The sequence below is a fragment of the Deltaproteobacteria bacterium genome, from assembly GCA_016219225.1.
In the GTDB taxonomy this organism is placed as follows: Bacteria; Desulfobacterota; RBG-13-43-22; order RBG-13-43-22; family RBG-13-43-22; genus RBG-13-43-22.
This window is the reverse complement of record JACRBX010000345.1, coordinates 1-15,207: the sequence shown is the minus strand read 5'-3', so window position 1 is coordinate 15,207 and position 15,207 is coordinate 1. Positions and strand designations below refer to the sequence as shown.

18 protein-coding genes are annotated in these 15,207 nt (G+C 50.3%); 7 read left to right on the top strand and 11 right to left on the bottom strand.

Features of this window, described 5'->3' with window-relative positions; all coding sequences use genetic code 11:
• The 5 genes from HY879_27660 to HY879_27640 all read right to left on the bottom strand — a co-directional run.
• Window positions 1–379: hypothetical protein (locus tag HY879_27660; protein MBI5607126.1), on the bottom strand; the 379-nt coding region annotated here is incomplete at its 3' end.
• Window positions 366–1,148 (bottom strand): MATE family efflux transporter, encoded by a 783-nt coding sequence (locus HY879_27655; GenBank protein ID MBI5607125.1) that lies wholly within the window; start codon window positions 1,146–1,148, stop codon window positions 366–368. The genes HY879_27655 and HY879_27660, both read right to left, overlap by 14 nt.
• 29 nt (window positions 1,149–1,177) lie before the next feature.
• Window positions 1,178–2,497 carry a ribosome biogenesis GTPase Der gene (gene der, locus HY879_27650; GenBank protein ID MBI5607124.1) on the bottom strand — a complete coding sequence of 440 codons (1,320 nt, stop codon included), beginning with the start codon at window positions 2,495–2,497 and terminating at the stop codon, window positions 1,178–1,180.
• 34 nt (window positions 2,498–2,531) lie between these two features.
• On the bottom strand, window positions 2,532–2,936 hold the full coding sequence (locus HY879_27645) for a PIN domain-containing protein (protein ID MBI5607123.1): 405 nt from the start codon (window positions 2,934–2,936) through the stop codon (window positions 2,532–2,534).
• A gap of 114 nt (window positions 2,937–3,050) precedes the next feature.
• Window positions 3,051–3,290, bottom strand: a complete 240-nt coding sequence (locus HY879_27640; GenBank protein MBI5607122.1) for a CopG family transcriptional regulator — start codon at window positions 3,288–3,290, stop codon at window positions 3,051–3,053.
• Between the two features lie 470 nt (window positions 3,291–3,760).
• Between HY879_27640 and HY879_27635 the strand changes: the two genes are divergently transcribed.
• The 5 genes from HY879_27635 (at window position 3,761) to HY879_27615 (ending at window position 7,849) form a co-directional block, all read left to right on the top strand.
• On the top strand, window positions 3,761–5,608 hold the full coding sequence (locus tag HY879_27635; protein ID MBI5607121.1) for an APC family permease: 1,848 nt from the start codon (window positions 3,761–3,763) through the stop codon (window positions 5,606–5,608).
• Between the two features lie 24 nt (window positions 5,609–5,632).
• Window positions 5,633–6,550 carry a hypothetical protein gene (locus tag HY879_27630; GenBank protein ID MBI5607120.1) on the top strand — a complete coding sequence of 306 codons (918 nt, stop codon included), beginning with the start codon at window positions 5,633–5,635 and terminating at the stop codon, window positions 6,548–6,550.
• Window positions 6,551–6,576: 26 nt separating this feature from the next.
• A complete protein-coding gene (locus HY879_27625) occupies window positions 6,577–6,924 on the top strand; it encodes a hypothetical protein (protein MBI5607119.1) in 348 nt (115 codons plus the stop codon).
• A 332-nt stretch (window positions 6,925–7,256) separates the two neighbouring features.
• The gene (locus tag HY879_27620) at window positions 7,257–7,574 is read left to right on the top strand and encodes a hypothetical protein (protein ID MBI5607118.1); all 318 of its coding nucleotides are present in this window, start codon (window positions 7,257–7,259) and stop codon (window positions 7,572–7,574) included.
• 77 nt (window positions 7,575–7,651) lie between these two features.
• Complete coding sequence (locus tag HY879_27615; GenBank protein MBI5607117.1) at window positions 7,652–7,849, top strand: hypothetical protein; 198 nt, start codon at window positions 7,652–7,654, stop codon at window positions 7,847–7,849.
• A gap of 112 nt (window positions 7,850–7,961) precedes the next feature.
• Here the strand turns inward: HY879_27615 and HY879_27610 are convergent, their stop codons facing one another.
• From HY879_27610 to HY879_27585, 6 genes are all read right to left on the bottom strand, one after another.
• A complete protein-coding gene (locus HY879_27610) occupies window positions 7,962–8,750 on the bottom strand; it encodes a phosphate ABC transporter ATP-binding protein (GenBank protein MBI5607116.1) in 789 nt (262 codons plus the stop codon).
• A 1-nt stretch (window position 8,751) separates the two neighbouring features.
• Complete coding sequence (gene pstA, locus HY879_27605; GenBank protein ID MBI5607115.1) at window positions 8,752–9,597, bottom strand: phosphate ABC transporter permease PstA; 846 nt, start codon at window positions 9,595–9,597, stop codon at window positions 8,752–8,754.
• A gap of 107 nt (window positions 9,598–9,704) precedes the next feature.
• Window positions 9,705–10,637, bottom strand: a complete 933-nt coding sequence (pstC, locus tag HY879_27600) for a phosphate ABC transporter permease subunit PstC (protein ID MBI5607114.1) — start codon at window positions 10,635–10,637, stop codon at window positions 9,705–9,707.
• Window positions 10,618–11,511, bottom strand: a complete 894-nt coding sequence (locus HY879_27595; protein ID MBI5607113.1) for a PstS family phosphate ABC transporter substrate-binding protein — start codon at window positions 11,509–11,511, stop codon at window positions 10,618–10,620. The genes pstC and HY879_27595 overlap by 20 nt, the downstream gene beginning before the upstream one ends.
• A gap of 618 nt (window positions 11,512–12,129) precedes the next feature.
• On the bottom strand, window positions 12,130–12,318 hold the full coding sequence (locus HY879_27590; protein MBI5607112.1) for a hypothetical protein: 189 nt from the start codon (window positions 12,316–12,318) through the stop codon (window positions 12,130–12,132).
• A 25-nt stretch (window positions 12,319–12,343) separates the two neighbouring features.
• Complete coding sequence (locus tag HY879_27585) at window positions 12,344–12,508, bottom strand: IS1 family transposase (GenBank protein MBI5607111.1); 165 nt, start codon at window positions 12,506–12,508, stop codon at window positions 12,344–12,346.
• A 225-nt stretch (window positions 12,509–12,733) separates the two neighbouring features.
• Here HY879_27585 and HY879_27580 point away from each other — a divergent pair, with 225 nt between their 5' ends.
• Together HY879_27580 and HY879_27575 are read left to right on the top strand one after the other, a co-directional pair.
• Entirely contained in the window at window positions 12,734–14,854 is a 2,121-nt protein-coding gene (locus HY879_27580) for an N-6 DNA methylase (protein MBI5607110.1), read from the top strand.
• Window positions 14,851–15,207 (top strand): hypothetical protein (locus HY879_27575; protein ID MBI5607109.1); only part of this gene is annotated, 357 nt, incomplete at its 3' end. The genes HY879_27580 and HY879_27575, both read left to right, overlap by 4 nt.

Sequence of the window (15,207 nt, the reverse complement as noted above, 5' to 3'; positions counted from 1 at the left end):
GAAGGAACAGATCGTTTCCAACCATAATTGGCGAAGCATGGAAGGTGTCGTCGAGTGTGTTTTTGGCCAGAATAGAAAATTCCGGACCTGCCTTAACCACATTGATTACATTGGTGGCCGCCACGTAAATTTTGTCTTTATTGCCCGTTGGCGACGAGAAAATATTGGTAATTCCATCCAGTTTCTGATTGCTGTACGCTGGCTTTCCGGTTTTGGCATCCAAACAAGTCATAATTCCGTTGTTCCCTTTCAGGAAATACAGATAACCATTCATCAGCACCGCACTTGGCGTGTATGGCGTATCCTGATTGTATTCCCACAAAATGGCCGGAGTACCGGTGATATCGCCACTCGCCTTGGCCAGATCAACGGCCTTCAAAGCCGTTCCGCGAAAACCACTCATCAGGTATAAAATGCCGTCGGCATACATCGGGTTCGGAATCACGTTGCGCGTCATTCCGGTGCATTCCCAAATGATTTTTCCGGTTTAGATAGACAATGGCGGTGCCGAATCCCATGGTCTGGGATACCACCGTGGCCCAGGCCGCTCCCTTCAGGCCGAAATGCGGGAAGGGACCAAAGCCACCGATGAAGAATGGGTCCAGTATGGCGTTGAGGCCTATGGCCACGGCCATAAATAAGAGCGGGGTCATTGTATCGCCTATCCCCCGCAGGGCGGAGTTGATGATAAAGGCGACATAGAAGATTATGAAACCACTGAGGGTGATTTTCAGATAGCTCGAGGCCATAGCGAAATTTTCAGATGGGGTCTTCATGAACCTGAGAATGGAATCGGCGGACATCACGGCAACTACAGACAAAACGGCACCCAGAATGAGGGCCAGAGAAAAGGAGCTGTTAATGACCTGATTCACTTTGGACAGGTCTTTAGCCCCGTAATACTGGGATACGAGGATGGTGGTGGCCATGGACATACCCAAAGCAAAGCCGATAAGGATGAAGATCACGGGAAAACTGACACCCACAGCCCCTACCGCATTTTCTCCCACCAGGTGGCCCACCCATATGGTGTTAATGGTGTTTTGACCTATGTGGAGGAGGTTGCCGGCCAGCATGGGAAGGGAAAAGCTGAGCAGATGCCGGGGTATGCTGCCTGTGGTGAGATCGACTCCGAGACTCCTATCCATCAACCATTTCTTTTGGGTCCGAGTCCTGATCAGGACTTCTTTTCCCTTTTCTTGAAGATGATCCGGATCGGGCAGAGATCGAATTTAAAATATTCCCGAAGCTTATTGGTCATATACCGCTGGTAGGAAAAATGGATATTTTCCGGATAATTGGCAAAAAAGACAAAGGTGGGCGGTTTGGTTTCCGCCTGGGTCCCAAAGTAAATTTTAACGCGCTGCCCGCCTTTTAAAGGCAGAGAGTGCTCGGAAAGGATTTTTTTCAGGGCCTGGTTCAGGGGGCCGGTATCCACCCGGCGGATATATTGGCGGTAAACCTGATGGACGGTATTTAAGAGTTTTTCTCTGCCAAATCCGGTTTGGGCCGAAAGGGGCAGGATCGGAGCGAAGGAGAGATATTTAAGGTGGTAACGGATCTCTTCTAAAAATAGTTTTTTATTTTTGAGATTTTTTTCAATCAGGTCCCACTTGTTGACCCCGATGATACAGCCTTTGCCTTTTTCAAAAGCGAGACCCGCCACCCGGGCATCCTGATCGGTTACGCCTTGTGAGGCATCCAGCAGGATGACGGCTAGATCCGATTGATCGATCCCCTTGATGGCCCCGAGGACGGAGAATTTTTCCAGCCGCTGGTCAATCCGGGCCTTCCGGCGGATCCCGGCCGTATCGACCAGGAGATATCCCTGCCCTTTATAGTCAAAGGGGGTATCGATGGCATCTCGCGTTGTCCCCGGCTCGGAACTCACTAAAACCCGGTCAAAGCCCAAAATAGCATTGACCCAGGAGGACTTGCCGACATTCGGACGCCCGATGACAGCCAAACGGATCCGTTTTTCTTCTCCGGCTGCTTCCTCCATCGGGGGCAGATGGGCGATGATGGCGTCTTTCAGGTCCTGGACCCCACTGCCATGGAGGGCCGAAAGAGGCAGGGGGGTATCCATGCCGAGGCGATGATATTCGGCCAGGCCGGCGGCCAACTTGGGATTATCTATTTTATTAACCGTATAGATGACCGGTTTGGAAGTCTTGCGCAAGCGATGGATGACCTGCTCATCGGCCGGGGTCAGACTTTTTTGTCCGTCTCCCACAAAGACGATCAGGTCGGCTTCCTCCAGGGCCATTTCAACCTGCTCTCGCAGTCCTGTGTCCATGCCCCCTTTCTTGTCCCATTCAAAGCCGCCGGTATCAATCAGGGTGATCCTTTTCCCTTCCCAGGTCACCTCCTGGTAATTCCGGTCCCTTGTGACCCCGGGCTGATCGTCCACTATGGCCTTTTTTTTTCGAATCAGACGATTGAAGAGGGTGGACTTGCCGACATTAGGGGCACCGACGATAGCTACCAAAAAACCCATTGAAAAACCTTTCTTGCAGGATGAGTGCAAACGATTACGGTCCGACAGTAAAACGACCGTATTCTTTAAAATGATTATCGAAAGAAAAAGCCGTTGGAATTTGAAGGCGCTCCATAATGATAAAACTGGTACAATCGGTGAAACTGAAATCATGATCGGAGAAATTTTTAAAGAGTTGCCAGGCCTTCTCAATAATTTCAGGGGTTATATGTTCAATTCGAAGGAATTGACTTTTTCGGAGGTCTTCACCAAATTGAATGGCAATATGATATCCGGCCCGAAAACGGATCACTGTATAGCTTTCGTCCAGAACATAATCTGTAGTGATAAAGGGGGTACCTGCTTTTAGACAGGAATCCCGAAAGGTAACGGCTTGAAGATGATGGGTATCCCGTTTATTTTCAATGGCCAAAAAGGCAGAGGTATCCAGGAAAATCATGGTCCGGTTCTTGGGTCGAAAATGGCTTTCAAGGTTCGACGTTCAATGTTCAAAGTTAGGAGAAACCCTTTTTCATGCCTCGTGGCGCCCACCTTGAGGCATGAGAGTTTACCATCAATAAAGATAACGATCATGATTTTCAGATAAATCTGTCGGCCCGTCAAAAGACCCGCGTCTTTTATATAAAGGATCTGTCTGATAATTTTTGCGGACTTCGGCCGGAGGACGAAGACGAAATTCATCAATCATCCGACGAATAAACCCAGTAACAGAGGTCCCATTGGCCTTGGCTTGCTTCTGCAGTATCTCATATTGATCAACGGACAGTTCAATAGTGAGGCGTTTCGTGGCCATCTTTCAATCCCCCTATTTAGATATGTACGTACATATTATAGATGGGAAATATCATCGGGTCAAGCACTCTTTTTTTATTGACATCTTTATGGAAAGGTTTAGATTTACCTCCGTCGGTCTATATTTACGGCCGACCAGCGAGTTCCCTGGTAGTTTACCAGGGGAGCGGGGGACCCGATCATTCGGGGCGAATCCGTCTACACGGTAGGGCCTGTTACCTCCGGCCCGAGCCCGTCAGCTAACCTCGTAGCTAAGAAGGAGGAATATGTCGATAAAATGCCTTTGGGCGTTTCCTGCCTATATCTTCGGGCTTGGCCTTTGCCGGAGATCTTTTCGTACCCAACCGGGATCCGGAGGGCCAAGACTTTCAGCCTGGAACGTTACAGGTTCCGGATGGAACCTAATCAGTCCCGACCCGTTTCGATTCATTATCCCAAGTTTCCATTCTCCCTGTTTTTAAAGGACCTGCCATGAAGCCCATTATTCTTATTATCCTGAATGCAGGTCTTATAGTATTATTTTTCTTTTTGCTCCGCCGGCGCAATCTTCTTTCCTATCCCCATGGCGGCCGGATCTGGCTCACCTACCTGGCCGTAGGGGTTATCACCTTGATGGATGAGTTCACCTCTATCTTTTACGTCCCGGCTGAAGCCTACCGTTTTATCGGATTGAGCGCCATTCCCTTTATTGTCCTCACCAGCCTGTTGATCCGTTTTATCAGCACCCGGTTGACCGAAGTGGCGGAAATCCTGGAACACCATAAGCTGATCGGCGGCGGGGTCTATTCCTTTTCTTACCTGGTATTGGGCCCCATGGTCTCTTTTGTGGCCGTGGCCTCGATTATGGTGGATTACATCCTGACGGCCTGTATCTCGGCGGTCAGTGCGGTCTCCAACGCCACCTCCTTTTTTCCCCTGGGCCCATCGACCTCAATGATCATCGTGCTGGCCATTATCTGGGCCGTGGCCGGCTTGAATATCCTGGGTATCAAGGAAAACGCCCGGTTCACCTTCATGATATTCATCGGGGCGGCTTTTATCATGCTCAACCTGATCGCGTCCGGTCTTTTAAATTTGGATAAAGGGTCTTTCAGTCAAATACAACTGGCAACGACTCAGGCCATAAAACACGTCAATACCGGCTCGATTCTGGGAAATTACGGCCATTTCATTTCAAGTCTCGCCTTTTGTATCCTGGCCTACTCCGGGGTGGAATCGGTCCTTCAAACCGCGGGATTTCTGCGAAGTTGGAAAGAAATCCACAAGGCCTACTGGTTTTTGGCCCTAACCGTAGGGGTGGTGACCCCTTTAGTGACCATCCTGGTGCTATCCACCCGGATCGATTTCAAGGCCCATGAAGGCGATCTGATCACCCATTACGCTACCTTGCTGAATGGCTTTCCTTTTGGTTTGGCGGTCGGGGCACTGGCCAGCATCACCCTGACCATGGCTATTAATACCGCCTTCGTGGCCTCCAGCGAACTCATGGAACGGGTGGCCCATCGCTATGGCTTTCAATGGCTCATCGCCGTCAATCGCAAGCAATCCCTGTATCGTATTCATATTGCCAGCGCCACCTTTTTTTCCATTATTATTTTTCTAACCAGCGGGAGCCAAACGGAACTGGCCAATATGTATGCGCTGGGACTTCTGGCCTCTTTTTGCATTAATATGGGTTCCCTCATCCTCTATCGCTATTTCAAAGGTAAAGCCGAAGGGATGACCTATTCTACCAGCCGTTTGGGGACCCTCATCCTCTGGATCATCCTGATCAGTTGTTTTATTTTCCTGGCTATCGATAAACCCCGGGCTACCCTGTTATGGGGTACGGTCACCGGGGCGATGCTCCTGGGAGGATTCCTGATAGCCAAAAAAAGATCTCCGGAGTTGAAGGAGATTGAACTGGCTGAAAATGAAATGGAGATGATCCTTTTTCTGGCAGAATCCGAAGAAAAGGAGGTCCATCTTTTCTTTCGAAGGTCCGAGGAGACCGAAAGGACGCACCATAAAGATAATGAAGCCTACATTACCTTTTATTCCCCCCGGGTCGGCGGGCTTCCTCCGAAAAATGCCCCCAATCATTTTCGTTTTCCTTTATCCAAAATTTCCCTTTATCATCGCATCGTGGCCATCTTGAAGGTCTTGGAGTATGAAATGAGCGATCGTCAGGTGGTGGTTCACTTCGGCTGGCCCTTGTCTTCCTGGCTGGAACGCTTCTCCATCGGAGTCATGGTCTTTAACCTGATGCGTTTGCCAAGGCTGTTTCCGGATTTTGAATTCGACATCCATTATTTCAAACGGCCAACTTCGTTAAAATAAAACGAAGGTCGGGAAAGGTGTCTCATGGAAAGTGGGTCAGGAAAAACAAGAGGGCTATGGCTGGTTTTGAGTGTCCTTGTTCTGCTTTCCCTATTGATCGGTATCGGTGTTAAATACAACAACATCCTGAGTGTAAAAGATGTGGCCGGCCTGATGACTAAAAAGCTGGAAATCCTTTCCCGGATGCGCATCCATCTTCTCAAGTCCGTTGAAGCGGAAAAAATGGCCGTTATGGCCGATACGGATGAATCTTCCAAGGCCTTCGCCGACCAGGCGGAAAAAGCGGCCAGGGCTGTAGATCAGGACCGGCGGGAACTGGACCTGCTGATCCGGAAAGATTCGACGGGGCAGGAGATCAAATTGTTGCAGGAATTCGACCTATGCTTCAGGGAGTTTCGTGAGCTTGACCAGGGGCTGTTGGAATTTGCGGTTTTAAATTCGAATCTCAAGGCCGCAAGATTGTCTTTCGGCCAGGGTCAAGAGGTCTTGAAGCGTTTTGAAGAAGCCCTGGACCCATTTATGGGGACCGACCTCTTTGATCGAGAGGAAATTCAATGCGCCGGCCTGGCCTCCAGGGCCCTCACAGCCGCTCTTAAGATCCACTATCTCCACGGACCGCATATTGCCGAGACCGGGGACGAACAGATGGATAAAATCGAGGCCGAAATAAAGAAAAACCAGGGGGCTGTCAATCAATTTTTGAAGGCCATGAGGCCTCTGGCCCCCATAGGGAAAAAAGGCCACTTGAAGGATGCCGAGAAGGCCTTTGAGGACTTTTCCCGGATAACGGCCAGGGTCATTACCCTGTCCCGCCAAAACACCAACATCAAATCCTTTGAACTTTCTCTCGGCCGGAAGCGGAAGATAACGGCCCAATGCGATGAGATTTTGATAAGCCTGGAGGAGGCCGTCCGGGGCAGGTCCTTTAAGGCCACCCGGTGAGATGAATAAATCTCTCTCCCTTCTGGTTGCTCTTTATCCTCGCCGGGCTGAACCTTTTTAATTATATTGACCGGTATGTCCTCAGTGCGGTGCGGACACCGCTGGCCGCGGATTTCGGTCTTGGCTATGGGGATTCGGGGCGTCTGTTTACCGTTTTTATGCTCGGCTACTTCATCACTTCTCCCATCTTCGGTCTCTTCGGAGACATGGGATCCCCGGAAATCGTCGGCCGCATCGCCGATTCATTGGGACATAACCTACAAAAAGGATTGCTTATTCTGCCGGTGGCTTTAGTGATTTCCGGGTTGCTTTGGCTGATGCTGGCTTTGAAGATGAGAGCCGTGCCTATTTCCCTTAATCCGGGGGAAAATTAACTCTTGGTTAGCCATCTTTAATCTTCGATCATTACCAACTCTTTTGGAAATGATCCAAAATAAATTGTCAAGATAATATTTATCATTTATAATTATTACGAAGAATCTTAGGTAGTTTGGAGACTACGGGTCGTCAGACCAAAGACAATTGGTCTTCGATTAGCGGCTAAAGTGACAGACCAGCAGACCCGGGCACAAAGATCCAGACATGCTTGATGAATATGATTTCAGCAAGGGAGGGGCCACGCCCGTGACCGACGTGTTAGCCATCGATACCTATGAGCAAGTTGATTGATATATGTCCTGATTTCCCAGAATGGCCTGAAGGCTGGATGGGGACCGATCAAGATTTGGATTACGGGAAGCGGCTTCTCGAAATCATGGAGCCATTTGCAGAATTTCTTGCCGAGAGCGGGCTGGCCAAGAAAACTATAAAAGGGCATTTGACGAATCTCTGGTTCCTTGGAGGAGAGATCATCCGAGACGTAAGCTTCTATGAGGAGTATTCCACTCCCGCATTTGAGAATCTGAGGGAGTCTGTTGGACCCGAAGGCGGCCCATATTGTCGACATCTGGATAGTGGGGCAGAAAAGAGGTCTTTTGACAGTACGTGCAGGAAACTTCACAAGTTCTTGGAAGAGAATCATTGAGGAGGCCAGACGGTATGCAACGGGATCGCCATGAAGTTTTTTCCCGCTAAGCTGTATGTGCGCCCATAGGAAAAGAAATGGAAAAAATAAAAGAAGATTATCGGCGTATAACAGACGATAAACGTTTATTCGATATCCGTTTCTGGCAATCCCAAGGAGATATTGCCATTTTTGAGGCGGCAGCGAAGATGATAAATGATTATTTATTGATTCGAGGAAAAAATGTTGACGAGTCCAGACTTCAGAGAACTATTGAAGCTTATCGAAAAGTATAAGACTTCATAACCGGTCACTCGAGTCTGTGAATTAGAACGGGCTTCAAATCACCAATCAGGAAAAGGGTCTTTCTTCAACCGAATTTTCCAAGACCGCCCCCCGCTTTAATCCTTAGCCAAACCTTCCGGTAATATAATCCTCGGTCTGGCTTAAACGGGGTTTGGTAAAAATGATTCCGGTATCGCCCACCTCGATCAGTTTTCCCAGGTAAAAAAAGGCCGTGATATCGGAGACGCGGGCGGCCTGCTGCATGTTGTGGGTGACGATGACGATGGTATATTCTTCTTTCAGCTTCTGGATCAGGTCTTCGATCTTCTGGGTGGCAATCGGGTCCAGGGCGGAAGCCGGTTCATCCATCAGGATCACCTCGGGCTTGATGGCCAGGGCCCTGGCAATGCACAGCCGTTGCTGCTGTCCGCCGGAAAGTCCCAGGGCCGATTCATAGAGCCGGTCTTTGACTTCCTCCCAGATGGCGGCATCCCGCAGGCTCCTTTCCACAATCTCGGCTATTTTCCTTTTGTCCTTCATCCCATTGATGCGCAACCCATAAGCCACATTTTCAAAAATAGTTTTGGGAAAGGGATTGGATTTTTGAAAAACCATGCCCACGCGGCGGCGCACATCGACCACATCGACTTCCGGAGCATAAATGTCTTCCCCTTCCAGGAGGATGGTCCCTTCGATCCGGGTACCCAGGATGGTTTCATTCATCCGGTTCAGACAACGTAAGAAGGTGCTCTTGCCGCACCCGGAAGGGCCGATAAAGGCCGTAACCTGATAGGCGGGGATGTCGAGGTTTAAATCATCCAGGGCCTTCTGGGGACCATAATAAAAATTGAGGTCCCTGACCTGGATTTTTATATCCCTGCCCGTTGCCTGGATGGAATCGGATGGTTTCATATCACTGGTTCATCCTGGCTCTCTTGCGATACCGGTAACGAATGACAATGGCTATGCCATTCAGACAAAGGATCAGGGCGATTAAAACCAGGGCCGTGCCGTAAGCGATGGGACGGACCCGTGCGATATCCTGATGCTGCGTGGCCAGTATGTAGAGGTGATAGGGGAGGGCCATAAATTGATCAAAAAGGGACCTGGGCAGAAAGGGCAGGAAAAAGGCCGCTCCGGTAAATAAGATCGGAGCGGTTTCACCGGCCGCCCGGGCCAGCCCGAGAATGGCCCCGGTCAACATCCCCGGGATGGCGTAGGGTAAGACATTGGTGCGGATGGCCTGCCATTTGGTGGCCCCCAGGGCCAGTGCCCCGTCCCGAAAGGATTTGGGCACGGTCTTTAAAGCCTCTTCACTGGCGGTGATGGTCCAGGGCAGGGTCAGGAGTCCCAGGGTCATGCCCGCCGAAAGAATGCCGGCCCCGAAATGGAGGAAACGCACAAACAGGGCTACGCCGAACAGCCCATAGACAATGGAGGGGACGCCTGAGAGATTGCGTATGGACAGCCGTATCAATCGGACCAGTTTCCCCTGATAGGCGTATTCATTCAAATAGATGGCGCTGAACATGCCCAAAGGTACGGCCATCAGGATGGTGATCAGGCTGACGAGTAAGGTCCCGATAATGGCCGGGAAGATCCCCCCTTGAGTCATCCCTTCCCGGGGGGATTGGGAAAGGAAGGTCCAATTGATCACCGAAGCCCCGTTAATAAAAATATCCCCTATGATCCAGAAGAGTACCAGGACTACCAACAGGCTGGAAAGGGCCAGCGATAAAAAGCCTGCTTTTTCGGTTATGACGGTCGGCCTTGCCGACCAAAGAAAAGGCTTCCATTTGGAAGCCGGGCCGGTCGGCTTTGCCGACCTAAAAAAAGGCTTCCTTTTGGAAGCGGGAGCCGCCCGTTTCACCGATCCACCTCCTGGTACTTGGATAGAACGAGGTCGGCGATCAGATTGACCAGAAAGGTCATTACGAAAAGAATGAAGCCTACTACAAAAAGACCGTGATAATGGTCGGACCCAAAAGCGACTTCGCCCAACTCGATGGCGATGGCGGCCGTCATGGTACGGACCGCATCAAATATGTGGGAAGGGGTATTCAAGGCATTGCCGGTGGCCATAAGCACGGTCATGGTTTCTCCGATGGCCCGGCCCATTCCCAGCATGATGGAGGCGATAATCCCGGAAAGGGCCGAAGGGACGACCACTTTGATCAGGGTCTGCCAGCGGGTGGCCCCCAGGGCCAGAGAGGCCTCTTTATAGGATCTGGGGACCGAGGAAATAGCATCCTCGGAAATGCTGATGATGGTCGGTAGACTCATTATGGCTAAAAGGATAGAGCCGTTTACGGCATTCAGGCCGTTGGGAAGATGAAACAAACGGGCAATGGCCGGACCGACTACGATGATACCCAAAAATCCCAGGACCACCGAGGGAATGCCGGCCAGGATTTCAATGACCGGTTTAAGGGTTTCCCTGACCCAGGAAGGGGCCGCCTCCGCCAGGTAGGCGGCACAGCCCAGCCCGACCGGGACGGCCAGGATCATGGCCCCGAAGGTGACCATGAGGGTGCTGATGATCATGGCCCCCAGGCCATAGGTTTCCTTTACATAAGAGGTGGGATTCCAGGTCATGGCCAGAAAACTGGAAAACCCTAAATTCTTGATGGCCGGAAAACCGTCAAACAGAAGCAGGAAAAAGATCCCCAGGAGGATCAGGATGGAGAGTATCCCATTGAATTGGAAGAACCGGAAAATCATCCGGTCCTGGACCCGTCTCCAATCCCCGGTCCCCCGGGAAGAAGAAAGAACCCCCTCTTTAGAAGTGGATTTGGGCATTATGTTTTTTCCACTGATCGGTCAGGGGATAAAAACCATCCTTTTGAATAACGGCCACCCCTTCCGGACCCAGTTCGTATTTAATAAAGGCTTCAACTTTAGCCCGGTTATTGCCGTCAAAATATTGGTAGAGGGGCCGGGAGATGGGATAAGAACCATTAAGGATATTTTCCAGCTTCAAGGGAGTGAAGGCCTTGCTGCGGCTGTCTTTGGCCACGTCCACCACTTTGATCCCGGAGGCAACCTTCCCCAGATCATCCACTACATAACCGATACCGACATAACCGACCCCGCCGGGATCTTTCTTGACCGCTTCCAGAATCTGGGCGTTGCCGTTCATCTGATTCATTTTGCCGGAGTAATCCCCCCGGACCACGCCTTCCCGAAAGAAAACAAAGGTTCCCGAATTGGGCTGACGGCCATAAAGGGTTACGGCCAGGTCCGGGCCGCCCACCTGCTTCCAGTTGGTTAGTTCCCCCCGGTAGACCTGCCCGATCTGGTCCACAGTCAGGGAGTTGAGGGTATTTTTAGGATTGACGATCACCGAAAGACCATCCACGGCAAAAACCGCCCCGATCGGGTTGACCCCGTTGGCCTTGGCCTTGGCGATCTCGCTGTCTTTCATGGGGCGGGAAGAATTGGCCAGGTCCGTGGTCTTGTTGATGATGGCGGCGATCCCGACTCCGGACCCGCCGCCGGTCACGGCGATACTGACATTGGGATTTTTTTTCATAAAATTCTCGGCCAATCTCTGGACCACATTGACTTCGGTGTCCGAGCCCTTGACCTGAATGAAGTTTGCCGAAAAGGCGATGGTCGGGACAATCAACACCGCCATAAAAAATAATATACCCTTTATGAATAAATTTTTCATGATATTTTCTCCGTTTTTTACTTTAATTAATCTAAGTTCCCTTTGTTACGATTCTGTTACAGTTTAATGAAGATATTTTAACATTTCCTTCCCGGGCCATCACCTCTTTTCATTTAAAAATAAAGTTTCAAGATGCGAGATACAAGTTTCAAGTATGAAAAACTTTATAATGGCAATAGGCAATGGGCTCTGGGCTCTGGGCTCTGGGCCAAGAGAAAATATAAAGTTTGTTGGCTTACCTATTGCCTCTGACCCATCGACTTTTCTCCGAACTCCGAACTCAAAACTCCGAACTTTCTTTTCCTACTCGGTTTTCTCTTTGGGTTCCAATAGTGGAAGGCAATTTATCAGGAGTTTGTAAAATCCTGATGATCATTAGATGACATTTTGGCGACAATAAGGCGCTTAGTAAATCAACATTGAAAAAGTTTTCTCGATCAGGTGGCAAAATTCCTGTAGGGTGGGTGCAGCGAAGCGTAACCCACCAATATTCAAAACCGGGCATGAATTTGGGGAAGGGTAAGCTGTTATTAATAATAGGCATCGGCCGCAAGAGGGTTACCGATGTTCATTCCAAAGTAAGGGTCAAAGGAAGGGAGTAACTTTTCCCTGTGATAGTTAGATCCTATAGCGTTCTCTCATTTCATCGTCATTGCCTTTAGATCCCGGTAAAGCAGAGCCGGAATTAGAAGGATCTTTAGGAAAATAGTTCAGGGTTGGTTTTATGTGGATTAAATCCTTCAGGGGCTTATCAATGACCGCATTTTTATTCGTTTGATGAATTACCCCATATCGTTTATTTTTCATTTGCCTCCTACTGTCTGAAAATTTTTTAACTGTTTAATTTTTTGTCTTTTCGAGTTGAACCGGGGGTGAATTGCCTTCCGCATAAAAGGCAAATGTATCGTTGTTTTCCGGTCCAGATCCTGCCGTACCGATAAAGGGCATCGGCCCGGCAATCGGGACATCCCACCAAAAATCCTTCGGCCGTTTTCATGACCTCTATTTGAATTATTCGAGGTGACGGTTTAATGACAATGAAATAGTATTTGCGTTAAAAATGGCGGCTTTGGGGTTGAAGAAAAGCTGTTGGGTTTTATGGGAAACCCGGAATAGGGGAGTTGTTTTTCTTTAAGATTGACTTTAACTGATGGATATGTTTTATATTGTTGATCCTGTTTGGTTTTTCAAAAAACTATCGTACCTGACGAAATTAAAAAAAATGACAGACGCATTTAAAGACATAGAGAAACTGGAGGCCGATCTCTGGGAGGCGGCGGATAACCTTCGGGCCAATGCCAAGGTTACTTCCAGCGACTATTTTATGCCGGTCCTGGGGGTTATCTTCCTACGTCATGCCGCCAACCGTTTTGAGGAGGCCAGACGCCAGATCGAAGAGGAGCAGGCTGCGGGCAAAATGCCCAAGCGTAAGGTGCTGCCGGCTGATTACCATCGCCGCCGGGCCCTCTATCTTCCGGAAACCGCCCGCTTCGACTGGATCATACAACAAGCCGCCCTCAGCGGCAGTGACCTGCTTAAACTGGTTTCTGAGGCCATGACGGCTATTGAGGCCGGGTTTGAGCCGCTCCAAGGGGTCCTGCCCAAAGACTTTGGCATCTTCGAACCCAAGGTTCTCGAAGATCTGATGAGAACCTTCAACAGTGAACAGATCAAACAAGCCACCGGCGATGTCTTCGGCCGAATCTATGAATACTTTCTGGCCAAATTTTCTGTTCAAAAGGCCCACGACAATGGTGAATTTTTTACCCCCTCCTCGCTGGTTCAAACCATTGTCAACGTCATCGAGCCCGATCACGGCCTGGTATTCGATCCGGCCTGCGGTTCGGGAGGCATGTTCGTTCAGTCCAGCCATTTCATCGAACATGAGGGCGGCGACACGGCTAAGCGAGTGGTCTTTTTTGGCCAAGAGAAGATCCGCGACACTATCCGCATCGCCAAAATGAATCTGGCCGTCCACGGGCTGGAAGGAAAGATTGCTGAGGCCATCACTTATTACCAGGACGAACATGCGCTGGCGGGCAAGTGCGATTTCGTGATGGCCAATCCTCCCTTCAACGTGGACCTGGTGGATGCCGAGAAGATCGAGGGCGACCCGCGTCTCCCCTTTGGATTGCCGGGAGTGAACAAGCAGAAGAAGGTATCCAACGGCAACTACCTTTGGATTTCTTATTTTTGGAGCTATCTGAACGAGAAGGGCCGGGCCGGTTTTGTCATGTCTTCCCAGGCCTCCAGTGCCGGGCACGGAGAAAAGGAAGTTCGGCGGAAAATCGTCGAGACCGGGGATGTGGACGTGATGATCTCCATCCGCTCCAATTTTTTTTACACCCGCTCGGTCCCCTGCGAACTGTGGTTTTTTGACCGGTCCAAGCCCGCCCCTCGTAAAGACAAGGTGCTGATGCTCGACGCCCGCAACATCTTTCGCAAAGTGACCCGCAAAATTTATGATTTTTCCCCGGAACAGATGCAAAATATTTCAGCCATAGTCTGGCTCTACCGGGGACAACAAGACCGATTCCAGAAATTGGTGAAAGAGTACCTTGGTTCGATTTGCTCCCAGGTAGAGGCCACTCCGGAAAAACTCGAGATTTTCAAAAAAACACTCGGTGAACTCCAAAGCCGTTTCATTGCCCTTAGTACTGTCGTTGAGAAAGAGGAGGCGATTGAAGGGGAAAAGAAAAAAGGTCTGGCCGAGGCAATCGCGGAACTTAACGAAGCTGCAAAACTCTATGAAACAGACCGGACCCGCCTGCTGGCCGACATCAAAGGTTTCCAAAAACGTTTTGCCTTATCATTGCCCAATAAAAATGATTCCCAACATAAAGCCCGCCGGGCCTTCGACCCTATGGCCGAACGTATCAAAGACCTCATCAAGCAAGTGGACCTGCTCTTCAAACTGGCCGCCCGTGTGGCCGATCTGGGGAGTGGATTCAATGGAGATGAATCTGTGTCGGCGGTCTATGACCGCAGGTTTGTCTCCAAGCTGGTAAAGCAACTTGATGGGGAACGCAAAGCCGCCGTTGACAAGCTTAGGCATGCGGTCTATTTCCATCGGCAGGTGGCCTGGCTGCAAGAACGTTTCCCCAAGGCCGAACTTGAAGCCGTGCCGGGATTGGTGAGGCTGGTCGATCGCAGGGAGATAGAAGCCGCCGACTGGAGCCTGACCCCGGGACGTTACGTCGGCGTAGCCCCGATGGTAGAAGACGAAGACTTCGATTTCGAACAGACCATGCGCGACATCCACACCGAGCTGGCCGATCTGAATAAAGAGGCTGTAGAACTGGCGGCCAAGATTCAGAAAAACTTTGAGGAGATGGGGATATGAAGAAATCTATCCGAAAAACTCCGACTACCATCGATCCAGAGCGAAAGTCACGGGGGAGAAAACGAGAAGACGCCTCGTTCCCTGTGGTACCACCCCGCGTGGGATTACCCGACAACTACGCTGATGTTCTCGGCGAGATCAAACGACGTATCCAGACCGAACGGTTGCGGGTCGTCATGGCCGCGAACGCATCCATGGTCATCCTGTATTGGGACATCGGGCGATTGATTTTGGAACGCCAGGAGCAGCAGGGCTGGGGCGCCAAGATCATCGACCGCCTATCCGCCGATCTGCATGAGGCTTACCCGGACATGAGCGGCTTATCTCCCCGTAACCTCAAGTACATGCGCGCT

What these genes read in the sequence shown, in the direction of transcription:
- HY879_27655 (MBI5607125.1), bottom strand. Translation starts at nt 1,148, where the DNA reads ATGGATAGGAGTCTCGGAGTCGATCTCACCACAGGCAGCATACCCCGG.
- der (MBI5607124.1), bottom strand. Translation starts at nt 2,497, where the DNA reads ATGGGTTTTTTGGTAGCTATCGTCGGTGCCCCTAATGTCGGCAAGTCC.
- HY879_27645 (MBI5607123.1), bottom strand. Translation starts at nt 2,936, where the DNA reads ATGATTTTCCTGGATACCTCTGCCTTTTTGGCCATTGAAAATAAACGG.
- HY879_27640 (MBI5607122.1), bottom strand. Translation starts at nt 3,290, where the DNA reads ATGGCCACGAAACGCCTCACTATTGAACTGTCCGTTGATCAATATGAG.
- HY879_27635 (MBI5607121.1), top strand. Translation starts at nt 3,761, where the DNA reads ATGAAGCCCATTATTCTTATTATCCTGAATGCAGGTCTTATAGTATTA.
- HY879_27630 (MBI5607120.1), top strand. Translation starts at nt 5,633, where the DNA reads ATGGAAAGTGGGTCAGGAAAAACAAGAGGGCTATGGCTGGTTTTGAGT.
- HY879_27620 (MBI5607118.1), top strand. Translation starts at nt 7,257, where the DNA reads ATGGGGACCGATCAAGATTTGGATTACGGGAAGCGGCTTCTCGAAATC.
- HY879_27615 (MBI5607117.1), top strand. Translation starts at nt 7,652, where the DNA reads ATGGAAAAAATAAAAGAAGATTATCGGCGTATAACAGACGATAAACGT.
- HY879_27610 (MBI5607116.1), bottom strand. Translation starts at nt 8,750, where the DNA reads ATGAAACCATCCGATTCCATCCAGGCAACGGGCAGGGATATAAAAATC.
- pstC (MBI5607114.1), bottom strand. Translation starts at nt 10,637, where the DNA reads ATGCCCAAATCCACTTCTAAAGAGGGGGTTCTTTCTTCTTCCCGGGGG.
- HY879_27595 (MBI5607113.1), bottom strand. Translation starts at nt 11,511, where the DNA reads ATGAAAAATTTATTCATAAAGGGTATATTATTTTTTATGGCGGTGTTG.
- HY879_27590 (MBI5607112.1), bottom strand. Translation starts at nt 12,318, where the DNA reads ATGAAAAATAAACGATATGGGGTAATTCATCAAACGAATAAAAATGCG.
- HY879_27585 (MBI5607111.1), bottom strand. Translation starts at nt 12,508, where the DNA reads ATGAAAACGGCCGAAGGATTTTTGGTGGGATGTCCCGATTGCCGGGCC.
- HY879_27580 (MBI5607110.1), top strand. Translation starts at nt 12,734, where the DNA reads ATGACAGACGCATTTAAAGACATAGAGAAACTGGAGGCCGATCTCTGG.